We start from the raw sequence: 17599 nt of genomic DNA on the forward strand, positions 1-17599 counted from the left end.
GACACGGTTTCGCGGTGAACCCGGGGGAGGGGTGCGGGTCATAATTCCTGCCACACATCAAGCATGCCAATGACCGAAACGCCTTCCCACCCCACACGCCTGCTGCGATTCATGGCGGGGTTTGCGCGGTGGTCGCTGGGGCTGCTGTTGGCCTTCTGGCTGTTGCTGGCAGCCGCCTGGGGGGTGCTTCATGGCTGGATTGTGCCGCGTATCGGCGATTTCCGTCCGCAGCTGGAGGCGCAAGCCGGGCGCGCCCTGGGGGTACCCGTTCGCATCGGCGCCATCGGCGCACGTTCCGAGGGCCTGATCCCCTCGGTCGAGCTGGGCAACGTGGCCCTGCTGGACGCCCAGGGCCGCGAGGCCCTGCGCCTGCCGCGGGTGGTGGTGGCCGTCTCGCCCCGCTCCCTGCTCAAGCTCGGATTCGAGCAGCTCTATATAGAAGGGCCTGAGCTGGACGTGCGGCGCGAGCGCGACGGGCGCATCTTCGTGGCCGGGCTGGCGTTCCGCGAGAGCGGCGAGCCGGGCGACAGCAGCGCCGCGGCCGACTGGCTGTTCTCCCAGGCCGAGGTCGCCATCCGCGGCGGCACGCTGCGCTGGACGGACGAGCTGCGCGGCGCGCCGCCCCTGGCGCTGAGCGAGGTGGATCTGGTGCTGCGCAACCGCGGCTGGCGGCATGGTCTGCGCCTGGATGCCACGCCGCCGGCCGAATGGGGTGACCGCTTCACCGTCACCGGCCAGTTCCGCCAGCCGCTGCTGACCACCCATGGCGGCGCCTGGCAGCGCTGGAACGGTCAGCTGTACGCCGACTTCAAGCGGGTGGACGTCTCGCGCCTGAACCAGCATGCCGATGTGGGCGCCCGGGTGGCCGGCGGCCACGGCGCCGTGCGGGCCTGGGCGGACGTGCAGCGCGGCGAGGTCGTCGGCGGCACGGCGGATGTGGCCCTGGCCGGCGTGCAGGCCACGCTGGGCGAGCAGTTGCAGCCGCTGGCGCTGCAGTCGGTGGCCGGGCGGCTGGGCGGGCAGCGCTTTCCGGATGGGTTCGAGTTTTCCACGCGGGGCCTGCAGTTCCTGACGGCCGACGGCATGCGCTGGCCCGGCGGCAACCTCATGGTGCGCCACACCGGCCGCGACCGCCCCGGCCAGGAGCAGGGTGAACTGCGGGCCGACCGGCTGGACCTGGCGGCACTGGCCCTGATCGCCAGCCGGCTGCCGATGGGCGAGGCGGTGCACGGCGCGTTGGACACGTATGCGCCGGCGGGCCTGGTGGACGAAGTGCAGGCGACCTGGCGCGGCCCGCTGTCCGCGCCGCAGCAGTACCAGGTGCGCGGTGCCGTCTCCGGCCTGGCGCTGGCGGCGCAGACGCCCGTGGCGAAGGCTCCCCGTGTGGCGGGCCTGAGCGGGGCCAATGTGCAGTTCGACCTGACGCAGACCGGTGGCAAGGCCACGCTGGCGATGGCCGACGGCGCGCTGCTGCTGCCGCAGGTGTTCGAGGAAGCCCTGGTGCCGGTGGACCGGCTGGACGGCACCGTGCGCTGGCAGATCGAGGGCGACCAGCTGGCCGTGCAGGCCACCGACCTGCGTTTTGCCAATGCCGATGCGCAGGGCGAGGCGCGCCTGTCGTGGCACACGGCCGATCCCGCCCGCTCGCCGGGCCGGTCGCGCTTTCCCGGCGTGCTCGACCTGTCGGGCTCGCTGGAGCGCGCGGACGGCACACGGGTGCACCGCTACCTGCCGCTGGCGATTCCGCCGGATACGCGGCACTACGTGCGCGACGCCGTCACGGCCGGCACGGTGAGCCAGGCGCAGTTCCGCGTCAAGGGCGACCTGCACGACCTGCCGTTCAACCGGCCGTCGCAGGGCGATTTCCACATCGCGGCCAAGGTCAAGGGCGTCACCTATGCCTATGTGCCGCCCGCCCTGCAGAAGGCGGGCGAGCGGCCCTGGCCGGCCCTCACCGACCTGCAGGGCGAGCTGGTGTTCGACCGCTCCTCCATGGCGGTCAAGGACGCCACCGGGAGCTTCGCCGGCGCGGCCCCGGTGCGTGTGCAGAAGGTGAATGCCCGCATTCCCGATCTGGCGCATACCGTGGTGGGCGTGGCTGCGGACGTGCGCGCACCGCTGGGTGACATGCTGGCGCTGGTGGGCAGCACGCACATCGGGCAGTTGCTCAGCGGCGCGCTGGACCAGGCCAGCGCCACGGGCCCGGGCCAGCTGAGCCTGAACCTGAGCCTGCCCATCAGCCATATCGACCAGTCCAAGGTGCAGGGCACGGTGACCCTGGCCGGCAATGATGTCCGTATCGTCCCGGATGCGCCGACCATCTCCCGGGCCCGCGGGGCGGTGCAGTTCACAGAAAGCGGATTCACGCTCGCCGGCATCCAGGGGCGGGCGCTGGGCGGCGACGTGCGCGTCCAGGGCGGCATGAAGGGTGCCGCCACGCCCGCCGGCGCGGGCAATGGGGCCGGGAGTGCCGCCGAGTCGGCCGTGCAGGTGCGCGCCCAGGGGGTGGCCACGGCGGAGGGTCTTCGCCAGGCCAGCGAGATCACGATGCTGTCGCGCCTGGCGCAGAAGGCCACGGGCAGCGCGCCGTATGCGCTCACCCTGGGTATCCGCCGCGGCGTGCCCGAGGTCTTGGTCACCACCAACCTGCAGGGCATGGCGCTGGCGCTGCCCGCGCCGCTGGGCAAGCCGGCCGATGCCAGCCTGCCCGTACGCTTCGAGACACAGCTCACGCGGGAGTCGCTGGCAGCGGCCGCCCCCGGCGCGGCCCCGCCGCCGCTGCGCGACCAGATGGTGCTGGACGTGGACGGCATCGGCTCGGTCACCTACGTGCGCGAGCTCGGTGGTGCCCAGCCGCGCGTCCTGCGCGGGGCCATCGCCCTGGGACTGGCGCCCGGCGAGTCGGCCCCGCTGCCCGCCAGCGGCGTGGCCGCCAACGTGCAGTTGCCGGAGGTGGACGTGCAGGTCTGGGAGGCGGCTCTGCAGGTGCCCGACACCTTGGCCGCCACGACGGCCTCCACGGCCGCGGCGCCCCCTGCATCGGAGGCGGCAGCGGCTGCCGGCGGCGAGGCCAGCGTGTCGGCCAAAGCAGAGGCCAACGGAGCCGCCGCGGCGCAGGAATACCTTCCTTCCCAGATCGCGCTGCGTGCGCGCAGCTTCACCATGCAGGGCCGCACGCTGCACAACGTGGTGGTGGGCGGCTCGCGCGAAGGCAGCACCTGGCGCGCCAACCTCGATGCCACCGAGCTGAGCGGCTATGTCGAGTACCGGCAGGGCGCGGCCGCAGCGGCGGACGGCGCCCCGCCGCAATTCTTCGCGCGCCTGGCGCGGCTGGCCATCCCGCAGGCTGCGGCCACGCAGGTCGACTCGCTGCTGGACGAGAAACCCGCCAGCACGCTGCCTTCGCTGGATATCGTGGTGCAGGACTTCGAACTGCGCGGGCGCCGTCTGGGCCGCATCGAGATCGAGGCACAGAACCGCGCCGTCGGCGGGGGTCAGCGCGAATGGCGTCTGGGCAGGTTCAACCTCATCGCGCCCGAGGCGACCCTCACCTCCAGCGGGCGCTGGGGCCTGGTGCCGGGCACCAGCGGCGAGGGCGCGCAGCGCCGCACCGTCATGGACTTCCGTCTGGACATCCGCGATTCGGGTGACCTGCTGTCGCGCTTCGGCATGGACGGCGTGGTGCGGCGTGGCAAGGGCCGCATGGAAGGGCAGATCGCCTGGATGGGCGCGCCCATCAGCCCCGACTACCGTTCCATGACCGGGCAGATGAACGTGAACGTGGAGTCCGGCCAGTTCCTCAAGGCCGATCCGGGCCTGGCCAAGCTGCTCAGCGTGCTGAGTTTGCAGTCGCTGCCGCGCCGCCTGACGCTGGACTTCCGCGATGTGTTCAGCGAGGGCTTCGCCTTCGACTTCGTGCGCGGAGACGTGCGCGTGGAGCAGGGCGTGGCCACCACCAACAACCTGCAGATGAAGGGCGTGAACGCGGCCGTGCTCATGGAAGGCAGCGCCGACATTGACCGCGAGACGCAGAACCTGCACGTGGTGGTGGTGCCCGAGATCAACGCCATGACCGCGTCCCTGGTGGCCACGGCGATCAACCCCGTCGTCGGGCTGGGCAGCTTCCTGGCCCAGGTGTTCCTGCGCGGGCCCCTGGTACAGGCGGCCACGCAGGAGTTCCGCATCGACGGCACCTGGGCCGACCCGCGCATCGAGCGCGTGGCGCGCCGCAAGCCTGCACCGGGCACCGGCGGCGCTGCGCCCGATGCCTCTTCGACGAATCCCTCTTCCGGAGAAGCCTCATGAAAGTCGCTGCCTTGCAGATGGTGTCGGGCGCCTCGCTCGACGCCAACCTCGCCCAGGCCCGCACGCTGCTGGCCGAGGCCGCGGCGCAGGGCGCCGAACTGGCCGTGCTGCCCGAGTACTTCTGCTTCATGGGTGCGCGCGATACGGACAAGATCGCGCTGCGCGAGACCCAGGGCGAGGGCCCCATCCAGCGCTTCCTGGCCGATGCCGCACGCGAGTTCGGCCTGTGGGTCGTCGGCGGCACGCTGCCGCTGGCCTGCGACAGCGACACCCAGGTCTTCAACACCACGCTGGCCTTCGACCCCACCGGCGCCTGCGTGGCGCGCTACGACAAGATCCACCTGTTCCGCTTCGAGAACGGCGCCGAGCGTTTCGACGAGGCGGCCGTCATCCGCGCGGGCCACGCACCGGCGCGCTTCACCCTGACCGCGCGCGACGGCACCGCCTGGCGCGTGGGGCTGTCGGTCTGCTACGACCTGCGGTTTCCCGAGCTGTACCGCCAGCATGCGAAGGCCGGCGTGGACCTGCTGCTGGTCCCCAGCGCCTTCACCCATACCACCGGCCGGGCCCACTGGGAGGTGCTGCTGCGCGCCCGCGCGGTGGAGAACCTCGCCTATGTGCTGGCGCCCGCCCAGGGCGGCACGCACGAGAACGGCCGCCGCACCTGGGGCCACAGCATGCTGGTGGATCCGTGGGGCAGCGTGCAGGCCCAGCGGCCGGAAGGGGCGGGCGTGGTGCTGGGTTCGCTCGACCCGGCCTTTCTCCGGCAGGTGCGCACGCAGCTGCCGGCGCTCGACCACTGCGTGCTGTAATTCCGCCCGCGCCGCAGAATCCAGGCCCTGGCGCCGCGCAGGTGCGCGACGCCCCACCACCGACATGACATCCTTCATCGGCCGCTTTGGCGGCTTTCTTGCGACGGGCCCGCACCCGCTGCGGTCTGCGCAACGCCCGGGAGGCTCCGCATGAGCAGCGCCGCCGTGCCCGATCCTGCGCCGGACGCCACCGTGGGCGCCGGGCTCGGTGTGGACGCGCCCCTGCCCTGGCGCCGCTGGCACACGGCCTGGCGCCGCTGGTCGCTGTGGACGCTGCTGGTGGCGCTGGTCGTCAGCATGCTGATCACGCTGGTCTGGCTGGCGGGACGCTATGAGGCCAGCCAGGTGCAGAGCAAGCTGGAGCGCGATACGGCCGATGCGGTGGCCGACATCCGCATGGCCTTCTCGCACAACCTGCAGAGCCTGCAGGCGCTGCAGGCCAACGGGCCCGACCTCGCCTCGTGGGAGAGCCGCGCCACCGACCTGCTGAGCGCGCGCCGCGAGCTGGTGCGCGTGGAGTGGCGCGACAGCCAGCTGCGCCTGCACGCCCATGCCGAGACGCCTTACCGCCCCATGCAGTGGGACGCCGAGGCCCGTGGCACCACGCACTCCGACATCGCCATGGCCTGCAGCAATGCGCGGCGCATCGGCGGGCCGTCGTACTCCAGCAGCTATTTCCAGCCGCAGCGCGACGGCATGGGCTCCGAGATGATGGAGCTGTGCGTGCCCCTCATCGACGGCGGCCGCTTCACGGGCTTCCTGGTGGCGACGTACGCGCTGCAGAACGTGCTGGTAGACCTGGTGGCACCCAATCTGCAGCGCGGGCAGGAGGTGTCCTTCACCGAGGCCGACGGCACCCGCCTGGCCATGGTCGGGGCCATGCGGCGCGGTTCGCGCATGTTCACCGCGCAGCAGCTGTTCGACCTGCCGGGGGCGACGCTCGTGCTGCGCATGGACAGCTGGCACAGCGCGCCCAGCGTGTTCCCCAACGTGCTCACGGCGCTGGTCACCGCCATGTCGATCGCGCTGGTGACAGTGCTCGTCGTGCTGGTGCGCGACAACCGCCGCCGCCTGCGCGCCGAGCGCGACCTGGCCGATGCGCTGGCCTTCCGCAAGGCCATGGAAGACTCGCTGGTCACCGGCCTGCGCGCCCGCGACCTGCAGGGCCGCATCACCTACGTCAACCCGGCCTTCTGCGAGATGGTGGGCTTCACGGCGCAGGAGCTGGTGGGGCTGTCGGTACCGCTGCCTTATTGGCCGCCGGAGTTCGCGCAGGAGTACAGCGAACGCCAGGTGATCCGCCTGTCGGGCCAGCAGATTCCGCCACGCGAAGGCTACGAGTCGACCTTCATGCGGCGCGATGGCACGCGCTTTCCCGTGATGATCTACGAGGCGCCGCTGATCAACGCGCAGGGGCTGCACACCGGGTGGATGAGCTCCTTCCTCGACGTGAGTGACCAGCGCCGCATCGAGGAGCTGTCGCGCACCTCCCAGGAGCGCCTGCAGGCCACGGCGCGGCTGGCCACGGTGGGCGAGATGGCTTCGCTGCTGAGCCACGAGCTGAACCAGCCGCTGGCCGCCATCTCCAGCTATGCCAACGGATCGCTCAACCTGCTGGCGGCGCCGGATGGCGCGCCCGACCAGCCGCCCGAGCCCGACGCGCTCAAGGATGTGCACACGGCCATGCAGCGCATCGCCCAGCAGGCCGAGCGCGCCGGGCGGGTCATCAAGAGCGTGCACGACTTCGTGCGCCGGCGCGACCAGTCACGCGAGACCGTCCCGGCGCGCGACCTCTTCGATGCGGTGATGCCCATCATCCGGCTGCAGGCCCGCAAGCTGGCGGTGCGCGTGCACATCGACATCGAGCCCGGCCTGCCGCCGGTGCTGTGCGACCGCACCATGGTCGAGCAGGTGCTGCTCAACCTGGCGCGCAACGCCATGCAGGCCATGGACGACCCGCAGATCCACCCGCGCGTGCTCGACCTGCGGGTGCGCCGCGCCGCGTCGAATGCCAGCCAGACCTGGCTGGAGTTCTCGGTGGGCGACATCGGCGTGGGCATCCCCAGGGAGGTGGGCGAGCGCCTGTTCACGCCTTTCTTCACCACGCGCAGCGAGGGCATGGGCCTGGGCCTGTCGCTGTGCCGCACGGTGGTCGAGCAGCACGGAGGCTTTCTCGGCCATGCCGCGCGCGAACCGCGTGGTACGGTATTCACTTTCACCCTGCCCGCCGCGCCCGAGGCCTGACGCCGCAGGCCTCGGCCCCGATGGCGGGGCCTTCCCCGACAATGCATCGCATGAAATCCCAGATCCCAGGCGCCGGCCGCGGCGCCGTCCCTTTGCACCGCCCGGGCCGGGTGGCGTCCCTCCGGGTGGCCGGCTGATGGAGCCCGTCTCTAACGCCACCGTCTACATCGTCGACGACGACGCCGGCGTGCGCGAGGCCCTGGCCTGGCTGTTGCGCTCGCGCCGTCTGCCCAGCGAATCGTTTGACAGTGCCGAGGCCTTCGAGGCCATGCTGGCCGAGCGCGCCGCCCACGGCGGGCGGCAGCGCCAGCCCTGTTGCCTGTTGCTGGATGTGCGCATGACCGGCATGAGCGGGCTGGCCCTGTTCGACAAGCTGGTGGAGCGGGGCGACATCGCCGCCATGCCCGTGATCTTCCTCACCGGGCATGCCGACGTGCCCACGGCCGTGGCCACGGTCAAGCGGGGTGCCTTCGACTTCTGCGAGAAGCCTTTTTCCGACAACCTGCTGGTGGACCGCATCCAGGGGGCGCTGGCGCTGTCCGCCGCGCACATGGAAGAGCGGCGCGCACAGCATGAGCTGCAGGACCGCCTGGCCGACCTGACTGACCGTGAGCGCGACGTGATGCGCCTGGTGGTGGAGGGCCTGCCCAACAAGCTCATCGCCGACCAGCTGGACATCAGCGTGCGCACGGTGGAGGTGCACCGCTCGCGCGTGTTCGACAAGATGCAGGTGAAGTCCGCCGTCGAACTGGCCAACCTGCTGCGCAGCCTTTAGAGCCTGTTTACGATCTCCCATGGGTCGCGCAGCGGTGTAGACGGGATGGATGCAAGGCGCGGTGCGCCGTGGATAGCCTGGCTATCCACCAGCGCCGCAACGCCGCAGTCCGCCCGCCCACGCCGCTGCCCTTCGGGTTGGAGCGAAATCGGGCGATTGGACGCCCCGGTTGCTTGCATGGGCACGAGCCCATGCGGCGCACCCGAAGCATCCACTCATCCCGATTGCGCTCCAACGCGATCCCCTGTGAGATCGTAAACAGGCTCTTAGCAATTCCCTGAGGCGCTGAGCGGCTCCATCCAGCCGCCAGAGCCGGCAGCCCTCGCTGCGGGGCCGCCTTCGGCTTGCTGCCACTGGGCCTGGCCTTGCCCGTATCGGTTGCGGCCACGGGCACATGCGGCGAAATCGCTTCCCATCCCCGCCGCCCAGGCGGGGTCAGCGCGTGGCGTCTCTCATCCAGAGCCCTCCAAAACAAAAGGCAGGCCCAGGCCTGCCTTGGTACTGAAGGCCCTCACGTGGGCCGGAACTCAGCCGCGTGCGCGTTCGCCCACGAAGATTTCCACGCGGCGGTTGCGTGCGCGGCCGTCGCCGGTGTCGTTGGTGGCGATGGGCTCGCGGGCGCCGCGGCCTTCCACCTGGATGCGGGCACCGTTGACGCCACGGGCCGTCAGGTAGTTGCGGGTGCTGGTGGCGCGGTCCAGCGACAGTGGGTTGTTGATGGCATCGCTGCCGGTGGAGTCGGTGTGGCCGACGATGCGCACCTCGGCGTTGGGGTTGTTGCGCAGGCCTTCGGCGAAGCGGTCCAGCACGGGCGCGAAGTTGCCCTGAATGTCCGAACGGTTGGTGGCGAACGAGATGTCGCTGGGAATGTCCAGCTTGAGCTGGTTGTCGGGCGTCTGCGTCACGACCACGCCGGTGCCGCGCGTGACCTGCTGCATTTCCTGCTTCTGGCGCTCCAGGTTCTGCGACCAGATGTAGGTGCCCAGGGCGCCCACGCCGGCGCCGATCAGCGCGCCCGTGCCGGCATTGCCGCCGGCGACCGCGCCGAGCACGGCGCCGCCGGCCGCACCCGCGCCTGCGCCGATGGCGGTGCGGCGCTGGGTGTCGTTCATGTTGGCGCAGCCGGTGGCCAGCAGGGCTGCGGCGGTGGCGGCGATGAGGATGTGGTGACGCTTGGTGGACATGGCAGGCTCCTTGAAGGAATACGTTGTTCGTTGTTCTCGCCCGCTGCACGGGCGTCCGACGAAGGTAGCTGCAGGGGCCCGCGCAGGTCTGTAGGACCGGGGCGCTTGGCGCCGTCCTTCCAGGGCTGGAATGCGCCCTGGATCATCAGGGGCCTCAGGTTCGTGGGGGCGGCCCCGGCGGCGGCGATGCCGCAGCGCCATGGGACGCCGCAGGGTCTGCCGCTGGCGGTGCGGCTGGGACGTCTGGGGTATCTGGCGCGGCGGGGTGTGGGGCGTCTGGCGGCGGGATCAGTTCGCCGCGCCGGCGGCCGGAGAACATGGTCCACCAGACAATCGCCACCAGGACCACCAGAGCGAGCAGTGCTTCAAGCAAAATCAGACCCATGAAATCCCGTCTCCTGCGCCTTGTCGTGATGGCGCTGATTGTAGGAACGCTGGCTGCGTGCTCCACCCGGCCCTCCGCTCCGCCTTCTTCTTCTTCCTTGCCCGCTCCGCTGCCCTCCTCGCCGGGGGCACTGCCGCCTGGCCCGGTCGGTCCCGTACCGGGCACCCTGACGCAGTCCAAGAGCCGCTGGGTGCCCGTGGCCTGGGAGGAACTGCCCGGCTTCACCACCGATGCGCTGCACGAAGCCTGGAATGCCTGGGTCAAGAGCTGCGAGCGCCCGGGCCCGTCGTTCGCCGGCCTGTGCGGCGATGTGCGCCGCCTGAGCATTGCCAGCCCCGAGGAGCAGCGTGCCTGGATGATGCAGCGCCTGCAGCCCTACCGCGTGGAGGCCCATGACGGCAATCCCGAGGGGCTGCTCACCGGCTATTACGAACCCTATCTGGACGCCGCCCGCCAGCCCGGCAACGGGTTCACGGTGCCGATCTACCGCCCGCCCGTGGGCCTGGGCAGCCGCAAGCCCTGGTACACGCGCCAGCAGATCGACACCCTGCCTGAGGCGCAGGCCCAGCTGGCCGGGCGCGTGATCGCCTGGGTGCGCGATCCCATCGAGGCCATGGTGCTGCACATCCAGGGCTCCGGCCGCCTGCGCCTGCAGGAGCCTGACGGCAGCGTGCGGCTGGTGCGCGTGGCCTTCGCCGGCACCAACGAACAGCCGTACCAGAGCGTGGGCCGCTGGCTGCTCGACCGCGGCCTGGTGCGCGACGCCACCTGGCCGGGCATCCGCGAATGGACGCTGCAGAACCCCCAGCGCGTGAACGAGATGCTGTGGGCCAACCCGCGCTACGTCTTCTTCCGCGAGGAGCCGCTGGACGCCATGGACGCCGGCTTCGGCCCCAAGGGCGCCCAGGGCGTGGCGCTCACGCCGGGCCGCTCCATCGCCGTGGACCGCCTGAGCATTCCGTACGGCACGCCGGTGTGGATGGCCTCCAGCGGCCCCACGGTGCAGCTGGCGCGGCTGGTGATGGCGCAGGACACGGGCAGCGCCATTCTGGGCGCCGTGCGGGCCGACTACTTCACGGGCTGGGGCACGGAGGCGGGCGACATCGCGGGCCGGCTCAAGCAGAACCTGCGGCTGTGGGCGTTCTGGCCGAGGCAGGGGTCAACCCCCTGAGGCGCTGGCGCGCCTTCCCCCTTCTCTCGCATCGCTGTGCGATGCGGGAAGGGGGACGACGCCAGTGGCCGGGCCAAGCCCGTTCCACGGCGTCTGCTGGCTTGGCCTGCTCCGCGGCCTTTGGCGCCTAAGGGCGCGCGCGGCGCTGGCGGTGGGCAACGGAGCGGTGGGTTTAGGATAAAAAGGCCTCTAGCCCAATGCCTGTAAGCGCATGCAGCTACTGATTTAGTAGCTTCTTCGGGGCGCAGGGTGAAACTGTGGTGTTTGCCACGCCACCCCAACGGGCCGGGTTTCTTCGTGCTCCATGTGCCGTCTGCGCCTATCCGTCAAGCGCAGGCAGCTATCAATTCAGGCGTGTCGCGCCAGGCGCTCACTCCCCCTCCACCACATAGCGCGACACCACGGGCGGGCTGTCGCCCGTGTGGAAGGCGAACTTGCGGTCGCGCATGGCGACGTCGGAGGCGGTCACGCGGTCGAAGCGGCGCAGGTGTTCGGTCCACGATTCGTCCACCACGCGCTCCACGTAGCGGCGCGGGTCGACGATGTCGTGCTGCAGCTCCCAGCTGAGGGCACCCTGGCGCAGGCGGGCGCGGCGGCTTTCCTGCATGACGGTGCGGAATTCGGCCGCCCGCGCCGGGTCGATGAAGAACTCGATGGACGTCACCAGGCGCAGCCCGGCCTGGGGCGTGGTGGGCGCCTGCGGGGTCTTGAACGCCGTGGAGGGGCTCAGGTCCTCTTCCACGCTGCGGTCGGCCACCAGGCGCTGCACCAGCGCCATCGCCGCCACGCCGGTGAGCGAAGCCAGCGCCAGGCTCATGTGCACGCTGGTCATCGATGCCACCTGGCCCCACAGCGCCGCGCCGGCTGCTGTGGCGCCCATGATGGCCATCTGGTAGATCGACATGCCGCGCGCGCGCACCCAGTTGGGCAGCGCCAGCTGGGCCGACACGGTGAGCGAGTTGGCCGTGGTGATCCACGCCGCACCGCCCACCACCATGGCCGGCACGGCGACATACACGTTCGGCGCGATGGCGACGATGGCCGTGGCCGCCGCCTGCAGCAGGGCGCCGCGCCGCACCAGCACGTCGCGCGCCATGGCCTGGCGCAGGCGCGGCAGGAACAGCGCAGCCACGATGGCGCCGGCGCCCATGGAGGCCAGCAGCAGCGTGAACGTGCCGGCGCCGCCGCCGTCCAGGTCGCGCGCCACCAGCGGCAGCAGGGCCAGCAGCGCCGTGGCGTGCAGGAAGAAGACGGTGATGCGCCACAGCACCGCGCGCATGCGGGGCGATTCGCGCACGAACTGCACACCCACGCGCATGGCGCTGGACAGGCGCTCGCGCCCCAGCGGGTTGGGCACATGCGTGCGCTTCCAGCGCATGATGGTGAAGCCGGCGATGACCGACAGCACGGCGTTGAGCACGAACACCCAGGCGCTGCCCACGCTGGCGATGATGGCGCCGGCCAGCAGCGGGCCGATGATGCGCGACGCGTTCATGGCCACGCCGTTGAGCGCCAGCGCCGACGGCAGCTGCTGGCGGCTCACCAGCTCGGGCACGATGGCCGCGAACACCGGCCAGCGCATGGCCAGGCCCACGCCGTTGGCGAACGTCAGCAGCAACAGCAGCTGCGCCGTCATGCCGCCGGCCAGGATGGCCAGGCACAGCACCAGCGCCACGGCCGCCACCCAGAACTGCGTGGCGATGAAGTAGCGCCGCCGGTCCAGGATGTCGGCCAGCGCGCCGCTGGGCAGGCCGAGCAGGAACACGGGCAGGGTGGACGCCGTCTGCACCAGCGCCACCAGCACCGGCGAGTCGGTGAGCGTGGTCATCAGCCACGCGGCCGCCACGTCGTTCATCCACATGCAGGTGTTGGCCGCCAGCCAGGTCAGCCACAGCATGCGGAACACGGGGACCGACAGCGGCGCGAAGGGGGACAGCGAGGCGCGCTGGGCGGCGCTGCGTTCCAGTTCGGCAGCGGCCAGGGCTTCTGCGGCATCGGCCACGGCCGACGCTGACGCCGACGGGGCAGCCGGCTGAGCGGCGCCGGGTTCGGCCACGGGGTTGGGCGGGCGCGGCAGGGCACCGGCGGAGAACGCGGGTGGGCTGTCGGCGGGAGGCGAGGCGGGCAGGGGACTGTCGTGGGGCGGCTGGGGTGGCATGTGCGGTCGATTCTGCTGGAGACTGCGCAGTCACGCCCTGCACGCGGCGTTCGTCCGATACGGCGGCTCGGGAATGCCCGCCGCAGGCTTCAAGCCAAAATGGCCTGCAGCGCTTATCTGCCAAGCGCAAGCAGCTATCAAATCAGGAGTTATTCGGCACGGGACCCGCCGCCGTGCCGCCCGGCCGCTAACGGCCCCGTTCCAGGTGCGCCAGCGGCAGCGCGCCGCCGGCCTTGACCTCGCCCAGCGAGAAGCTGGTGTGCATGTCCTTCACGTTGGGCAGATTCAGCAGCACGTTGCGCGCGAAGTGCGAGAAGCTGTCCAGGTCCCGCGCCACCACCTGCAGCTCGAAGGTGCCGGTGCCGCTGATGTAGTGGCAGGCCACCACCTCGGGGATCTGGGCGATGGCGGCCTCCATCTCGCGCGTCAGCCCGCCCGTGCTGCGGTCGGCATCCAGCCGCACGAAGGCCAGCACGCCCAGCCCGATCTTGTGCCGGTCGATCTCGGCGCGGTAGCCCTTGATGAAGCCGGCCTGCTCCAGCGCCCGCACCCGGCGCCAGCAGGGCGCGGCCGACAGGCCCACGCGCTGGGCGAGTTCGGCATTGGTCAGCCGGGCGTCGGCCTGCAGCTCGCCCAGGATGGCGAGGTCGTATTTGTCCAAGGTATCCATTTTTGGATTGTTTCAAGAAAGGATCTTTCTGGAATGAGGGTAAACACGGCATGAATGAGAAAGGACATATCCGCCCGTCGTCCCTACACTGGCCTGAAAAGGCATCCGCCCCACCGGGCGAGCCGCCCCACCGCGCCCACGAGGCCGCGGCCCCCTCACGACGATGGAGAGACAACGATGAACGCCCCGCTGCCTGAGCACATCCGCCGCGCGCTAGAAACCGTCACCCTGGACGACAAATACTCGCTCCCCGGGGGGCGGGCCTTCATGAGCGGCGTGCAGGCCCTGGTGCGCCTGCCCATGCTGCAGCGCCAGCGCGATGCCATCGCCGGGCTGAACACGGCCGGCTTCATCAGCGGCTACCGGGGCTCGCCGCTGGGCGGCTACGACCAGGCGCTGTGGGCGGCCAAGAAGCACCTGGCGGCCAACCACATCGTCTTCCAGCCCGGCGTGAACGAGGAACTGGGCGCCACGGCCGTCTGGGGCACGCAGCAGCTCGACCTGTATCCGCAGTCCAAGAAGTTCGACGGCGTCTTCGGCATCTGGTACGGCAAGGGCCCGGGCGTGGACCGCTGCTCGGATGTGTTCAAGCACGCCAACATGGCGGGCACCTCCCAGCACGGCGGCGTGATCGCCATCGCCGGCGACGACCACATCAGCAAGAGCAGCACCGCGCCGCACCAGAGCGACCACATCTTCAAGGCCTGCGGCCTGCCGGTATTCTTCCCGTCCACGGTGCAGGAGATCCTGGACATGGGGCTGCATGCCTTCGCCATGAGCCGCTTCTCGGGCGTGTGGTCGGGTATGAAAACCATCCAGGAGGTGGTGGAATCGTCCAGCAGCATCTCGGTGGACCCGGACCGCGTGAACATCGTCATGCCGGAAGACTTCGCCATGCCGCCGGGCGGCCTGCACATCCGCTGGCCCGACGCGCCGCTGGAGCAGGAGGCGCGCCTGATGGACTACAAGTGGTACGCCGCGCTCGCGTACATCCGCGCCAACAAGCTCAACTACAACGTCATCCAGGGCCCGAACGACCGCTTCGGCATCATCGCGAGCGGCAAGGCCTTCAACGACACGCGCCAGGCGCTGATCGATCTGGGGCTGGAGGACGAGGTCTGCCGCCAGCTCGGCATCCGCCTGCACAAGGTCAACGTGGTGTGGCCGCTGGAGGCGACCATCACGCGCGACTTCGCCCAGGGGCTGCAGGAGATCCTGGTGGTCGAAGAAAAGCGCCAGGTCATCGAATACCAATTGAAGGAAGAGCTGTACAACTGGCGCTCCGACGTGCGCCCCAACGTGCTGGGCAAGTTCGACGAGGTGCCCGGCGACAACTCGGGCGGCGAATGGAGCATGCCCAACCCCAGCCAGAACTGGCTGCTGCGCCCCAAGGCCGACCTGACGCCCGCCATCATCGCCCGCGCCATCGCCAAGCGCCTGAAGAAGCTGGGCGTGCCCGCCGACATCGTGGCCCGCATGGACGCGCGCCTGGCCGTGATCGATGCGCGTGAGCAAGGCATGGCCGAACTGAAGGTGGACACGGGCGAACGCGCCCCGTGGTTCTGCAGCGGCTGCCCGCACAACACCAGCACGCGCGTGCCCGAAGGCTCGCGTGCCGTGGCCGGCATCGGCTGCCACTACATGGCCAACTGGATGCCCGACCGCAATACGTCCACCTTCACGCAGATGGGCGGCGAGGGCGTCACCTGGGTGGGCCAGGCGCCGTTCACCACCGAGAACCATGTGTTCGCCAACCTGGGCGACGGCACCTACTTCCACAGCGGTCTGCTGGCGATCCGCCAGAGCATCGCGGCGGGCACCAACATCACCTACAAGGTGCTCTACAACGACGCCGTGGCGATGACCGGCGGCCAGCAGGTGGGCGAGCGGCCCGAAGGCCATTCGGTGCTGCAGATCATGGCCAGCCTCAAGGCCGAGGGCGTGGTCCAACTGGTCATCGTGACCGACGAGCCGCAAAAATACGACGGCGTGGCGCTGGCCGACGGCGTGACGGTGCACCACCGCGACGAGTTGGACAGGATCCAGCGCGAAATGCGCGAAATCCCCGGCTGCACGGCCATCATCTACGACCAGACCTGCGCGACCGAGAAGCGCCGCCGCCGCAAGCGCGGCACGCTGGCCACGCCCGACACGACGGTCGTCATCAACGAGCTGGTGTGCGAGGGCTGCGGCGACTGCTCGGTGCAGTCCAACTGCCTGTCGGTCGAGCCGGTGGAGACCGACTTCGGCCGCAAGCGCCGCATCAACCAGAGCACCTGCAACAAGGACTATTCCTGCGTGAAGGGCTTCTGCCCGAGCTTCGTCACCGTCGAGGGCGGCAAGCTCAAGAAACCCAAGAAGGAAAAGAAGGGCGACCTGTCGTCGCTGCCGCCGATCCCGGAGCCCGCACTGCCCGTGGCCGAGCAGGCCTGGGGCATCGTCGTGGCCGGCGTGGGCGGCACGGGCGTGATCACCATCGGTTCGCTGCTGGGCATGGCCGCACATCTGGAAGGCAAGGGCGTCATCACGCAGGACGCCGCCGGCCTGGCCCAGAAGGGCGGCGCCACCTGGAGCCACATCCAGATCGCCAACCGCCCCGAGGCCATCTACACCACCAAGGTGGACACGGCCAAGGCCGACCTCATCATCGGCTGCGACCCCATCGTGGCCGCCAACAAGTACACGCTGGCCGTGATGCAGCCCGGCCGCACCTACGTGGCGCTGAACACGCATGGCACGCCGGCGGCGGCCTTCGTGCACAACCCGAACTGGCAGTTCCCGGCCGACGGCTGCGACGCCGCCATCGGCGCCACGGTAGGCCGCGAGCTGGTGGGCGCCTTCGACGCCAGCGAGGTCGCCACGCAACTGCTGGGCGACAGCATCTACACCAACCCGCTGATGCTGGGCTACGCCTGGCAGCAGGGCCGCGTGCCGCTGTCCCACGCCGCGCTGATGCGCGCCATGGAACTCAATGGCGTGCAGATCGACAACAACAAGGCCGCCTTCGAATGGGGCCGCCGCTGCGCGCACGACCTGGCCGCCGTGAAGGCGCTGTTCCAGGCCGCTCAGGTGATCCAGTTCGTCAAGAAGCCGGCGCTGGCCGAGATGGTCGCCAAGCGCGTGGAGTTCCTCACCGCTTACCAGAACGCCGCTTATGCGGGCGAGTACCAGGCCTTCGTGGACAAGGTGCGGGCGGCCGAAAACACCGTCGGCACCACCACCAAGCTGACCGAGGCCGTCGCACGCTACCTGTTCAAGCTGATGGCGTACAAGGACGAGTACGAAGTGGCGCGCCTGCACACGGACGCCGCCTTCGCCGCCAGGATCGACGGCATGTTCGAAGGCGACTACCGCGTGGTGCACCACCTGGCCCCGCCCGCCTTCGCCAAGACCAACGAGAAGGGCGAGCTGGTCAAGAAGCGCTACGGCCCGTGGATGCGCCAGGCCTTCGGCGTGCTGGCTAAGCTGAAGGGCCTGCGCGGCACCGCGCTCGACCCCTTTGGCCGCACCGAGGAGCGCCGCACCGAGCGTGCGCTGATCGGCGAGTACCGCGCCTGCATCGACGAGCTGCTGGCCGGTCTCACGGCCGAGAAGCTGGCGCTGGCCGTGGACATCGCCCGCATTCCGGAAGGCATCCGGGGCTACGGCCACGTGAAGGAGCGCCACCTGAAGGCCGCCCGTGCCCAGTGGAACCAGCTCATGGCCCAGTGGCGCAGCCCCGCCCCGGCCATCCGCCAGACGGCCTGAGCGCCGCCGCTGCGTGGCAGCCTGCCCTGGCTGCCCCCGCTTCTGCTTCAATATTGATAGCTGCTTGCGCTTATCGGTAGGGCGCTGACGGCTGTTTTCGTACAGAACCCGGCAGCGGCCCGCTCCGCGGAGCCCGGGCCTGCGGGGC

At 70.4% G+C, this 17599-nt stretch carries 9 protein-coding genes; 6 read left to right on the forward strand and 3 right to left on the reverse strand.

All coding sequences use genetic code 11. The features are described 5' to 3' along the window. The first annotated feature begins 69 nt into the window (after window positions 1–69). From QE399_RS07625 to QE399_RS07640, 4 genes are all read left to right on the forward strand, one after another. The gene (locus QE399_RS07625) at window positions 70–4305 is read left to right on the forward strand and encodes a YhdP family protein (RefSeq protein ID WP_309831966.1); all 4236 of its coding nucleotides are present in this window, start codon (window positions 70–72) and stop codon (window positions 4303–4305) included. Continuing rightward, the gene (locus tag QE399_RS07630; protein WP_309827689.1) at window positions 4302–5117 is read left to right on the forward strand and encodes a carbon-nitrogen hydrolase family protein; all 816 of its coding nucleotides are present in this window, start codon (window positions 4302–4304) and stop codon (window positions 5115–5117) included. Before QE399_RS07625 ends, QE399_RS07630 begins: the two co-directional genes overlap by 4 nt. Before the next feature lie 150 nt (window positions 5118–5267). Continuing rightward, window positions 5268–7361 carry a two-component system sensor histidine kinase NtrB gene (locus QE399_RS07635; RefSeq protein WP_309827692.1) on the forward strand — a complete coding sequence of 698 codons (2094 nt, stop codon included), beginning with the start codon at window positions 5268–5270 and terminating at the stop codon, window positions 7359–7361. 136 nt (window positions 7362–7497) lie between these two features. Further along, complete coding sequence (locus tag QE399_RS07640; protein WP_309827694.1) at window positions 7498–8136, forward strand: response regulator transcription factor; 639 nt, start codon at window positions 7498–7500, stop codon at window positions 8134–8136. A 527-nt stretch (window positions 8137–8663) separates the two neighbouring features. Here QE399_RS07640 and QE399_RS07645 read toward each other — a convergent pair. Then, window positions 8664–9320 carry a YiaD family glycine zipper/OmpA-like lipoprotein gene (locus QE399_RS07645; protein WP_309827695.1) on the reverse strand — a complete coding sequence of 219 codons (657 nt, stop codon included), beginning with the start codon at window positions 9318–9320 and terminating at the stop codon, window positions 8664–8666. A 317-nt stretch (window positions 9321–9637) separates the two neighbouring features. Between QE399_RS07645 and mltA the strand changes: the two genes are divergently transcribed. Then, complete coding sequence (gene mltA, locus QE399_RS07650; protein WP_309827697.1) at window positions 9638–10876, forward strand: murein transglycosylase A; 1239 nt, start codon at window positions 9638–9640, stop codon at window positions 10874–10876. A 370-nt stretch (window positions 10877–11246) separates the two neighbouring features. Here mltA and QE399_RS07655 read toward each other — a convergent pair whose 3' ends face one another. Both QE399_RS07655 and QE399_RS07660 read right to left on the reverse strand, forming a co-directional pair. Next, window positions 11247–13034, reverse strand: coding sequence for an MFS transporter (locus QE399_RS07655; protein WP_309827698.1), 1788 nt, complete (start codon window positions 13032–13034; stop codon window positions 11247–11249). 187 nt (window positions 13035–13221) lie between these two features. Beyond that, window positions 13222–13704: an Lrp/AsnC family transcriptional regulator gene (locus QE399_RS07660; RefSeq protein ID WP_309827700.1), complete on the reverse strand. Its 483-nt coding sequence runs from the start codon at window positions 13702–13704 to the stop codon at window positions 13222–13224. A 177-nt stretch (window positions 13705–13881) separates the two neighbouring features. Between QE399_RS07660 and QE399_RS07665 the strand changes: the two genes are divergently transcribed. Then, window positions 13882–17451, forward strand: coding sequence for an indolepyruvate ferredoxin oxidoreductase family protein (locus tag QE399_RS07665; RefSeq protein ID WP_309827702.1), 3570 nt, complete (start codon window positions 13882–13884; stop codon window positions 17449–17451). The last annotated feature ends 148 nt before the right edge of the window (window positions 17452–17599 follow it).

Source organism: Paracidovorax wautersii, from assembly GCF_031453675.1.
Classification (GTDB): Bacteria; Pseudomonadota; Gammaproteobacteria; order Burkholderiales; family Burkholderiaceae_C; genus Paracidovorax.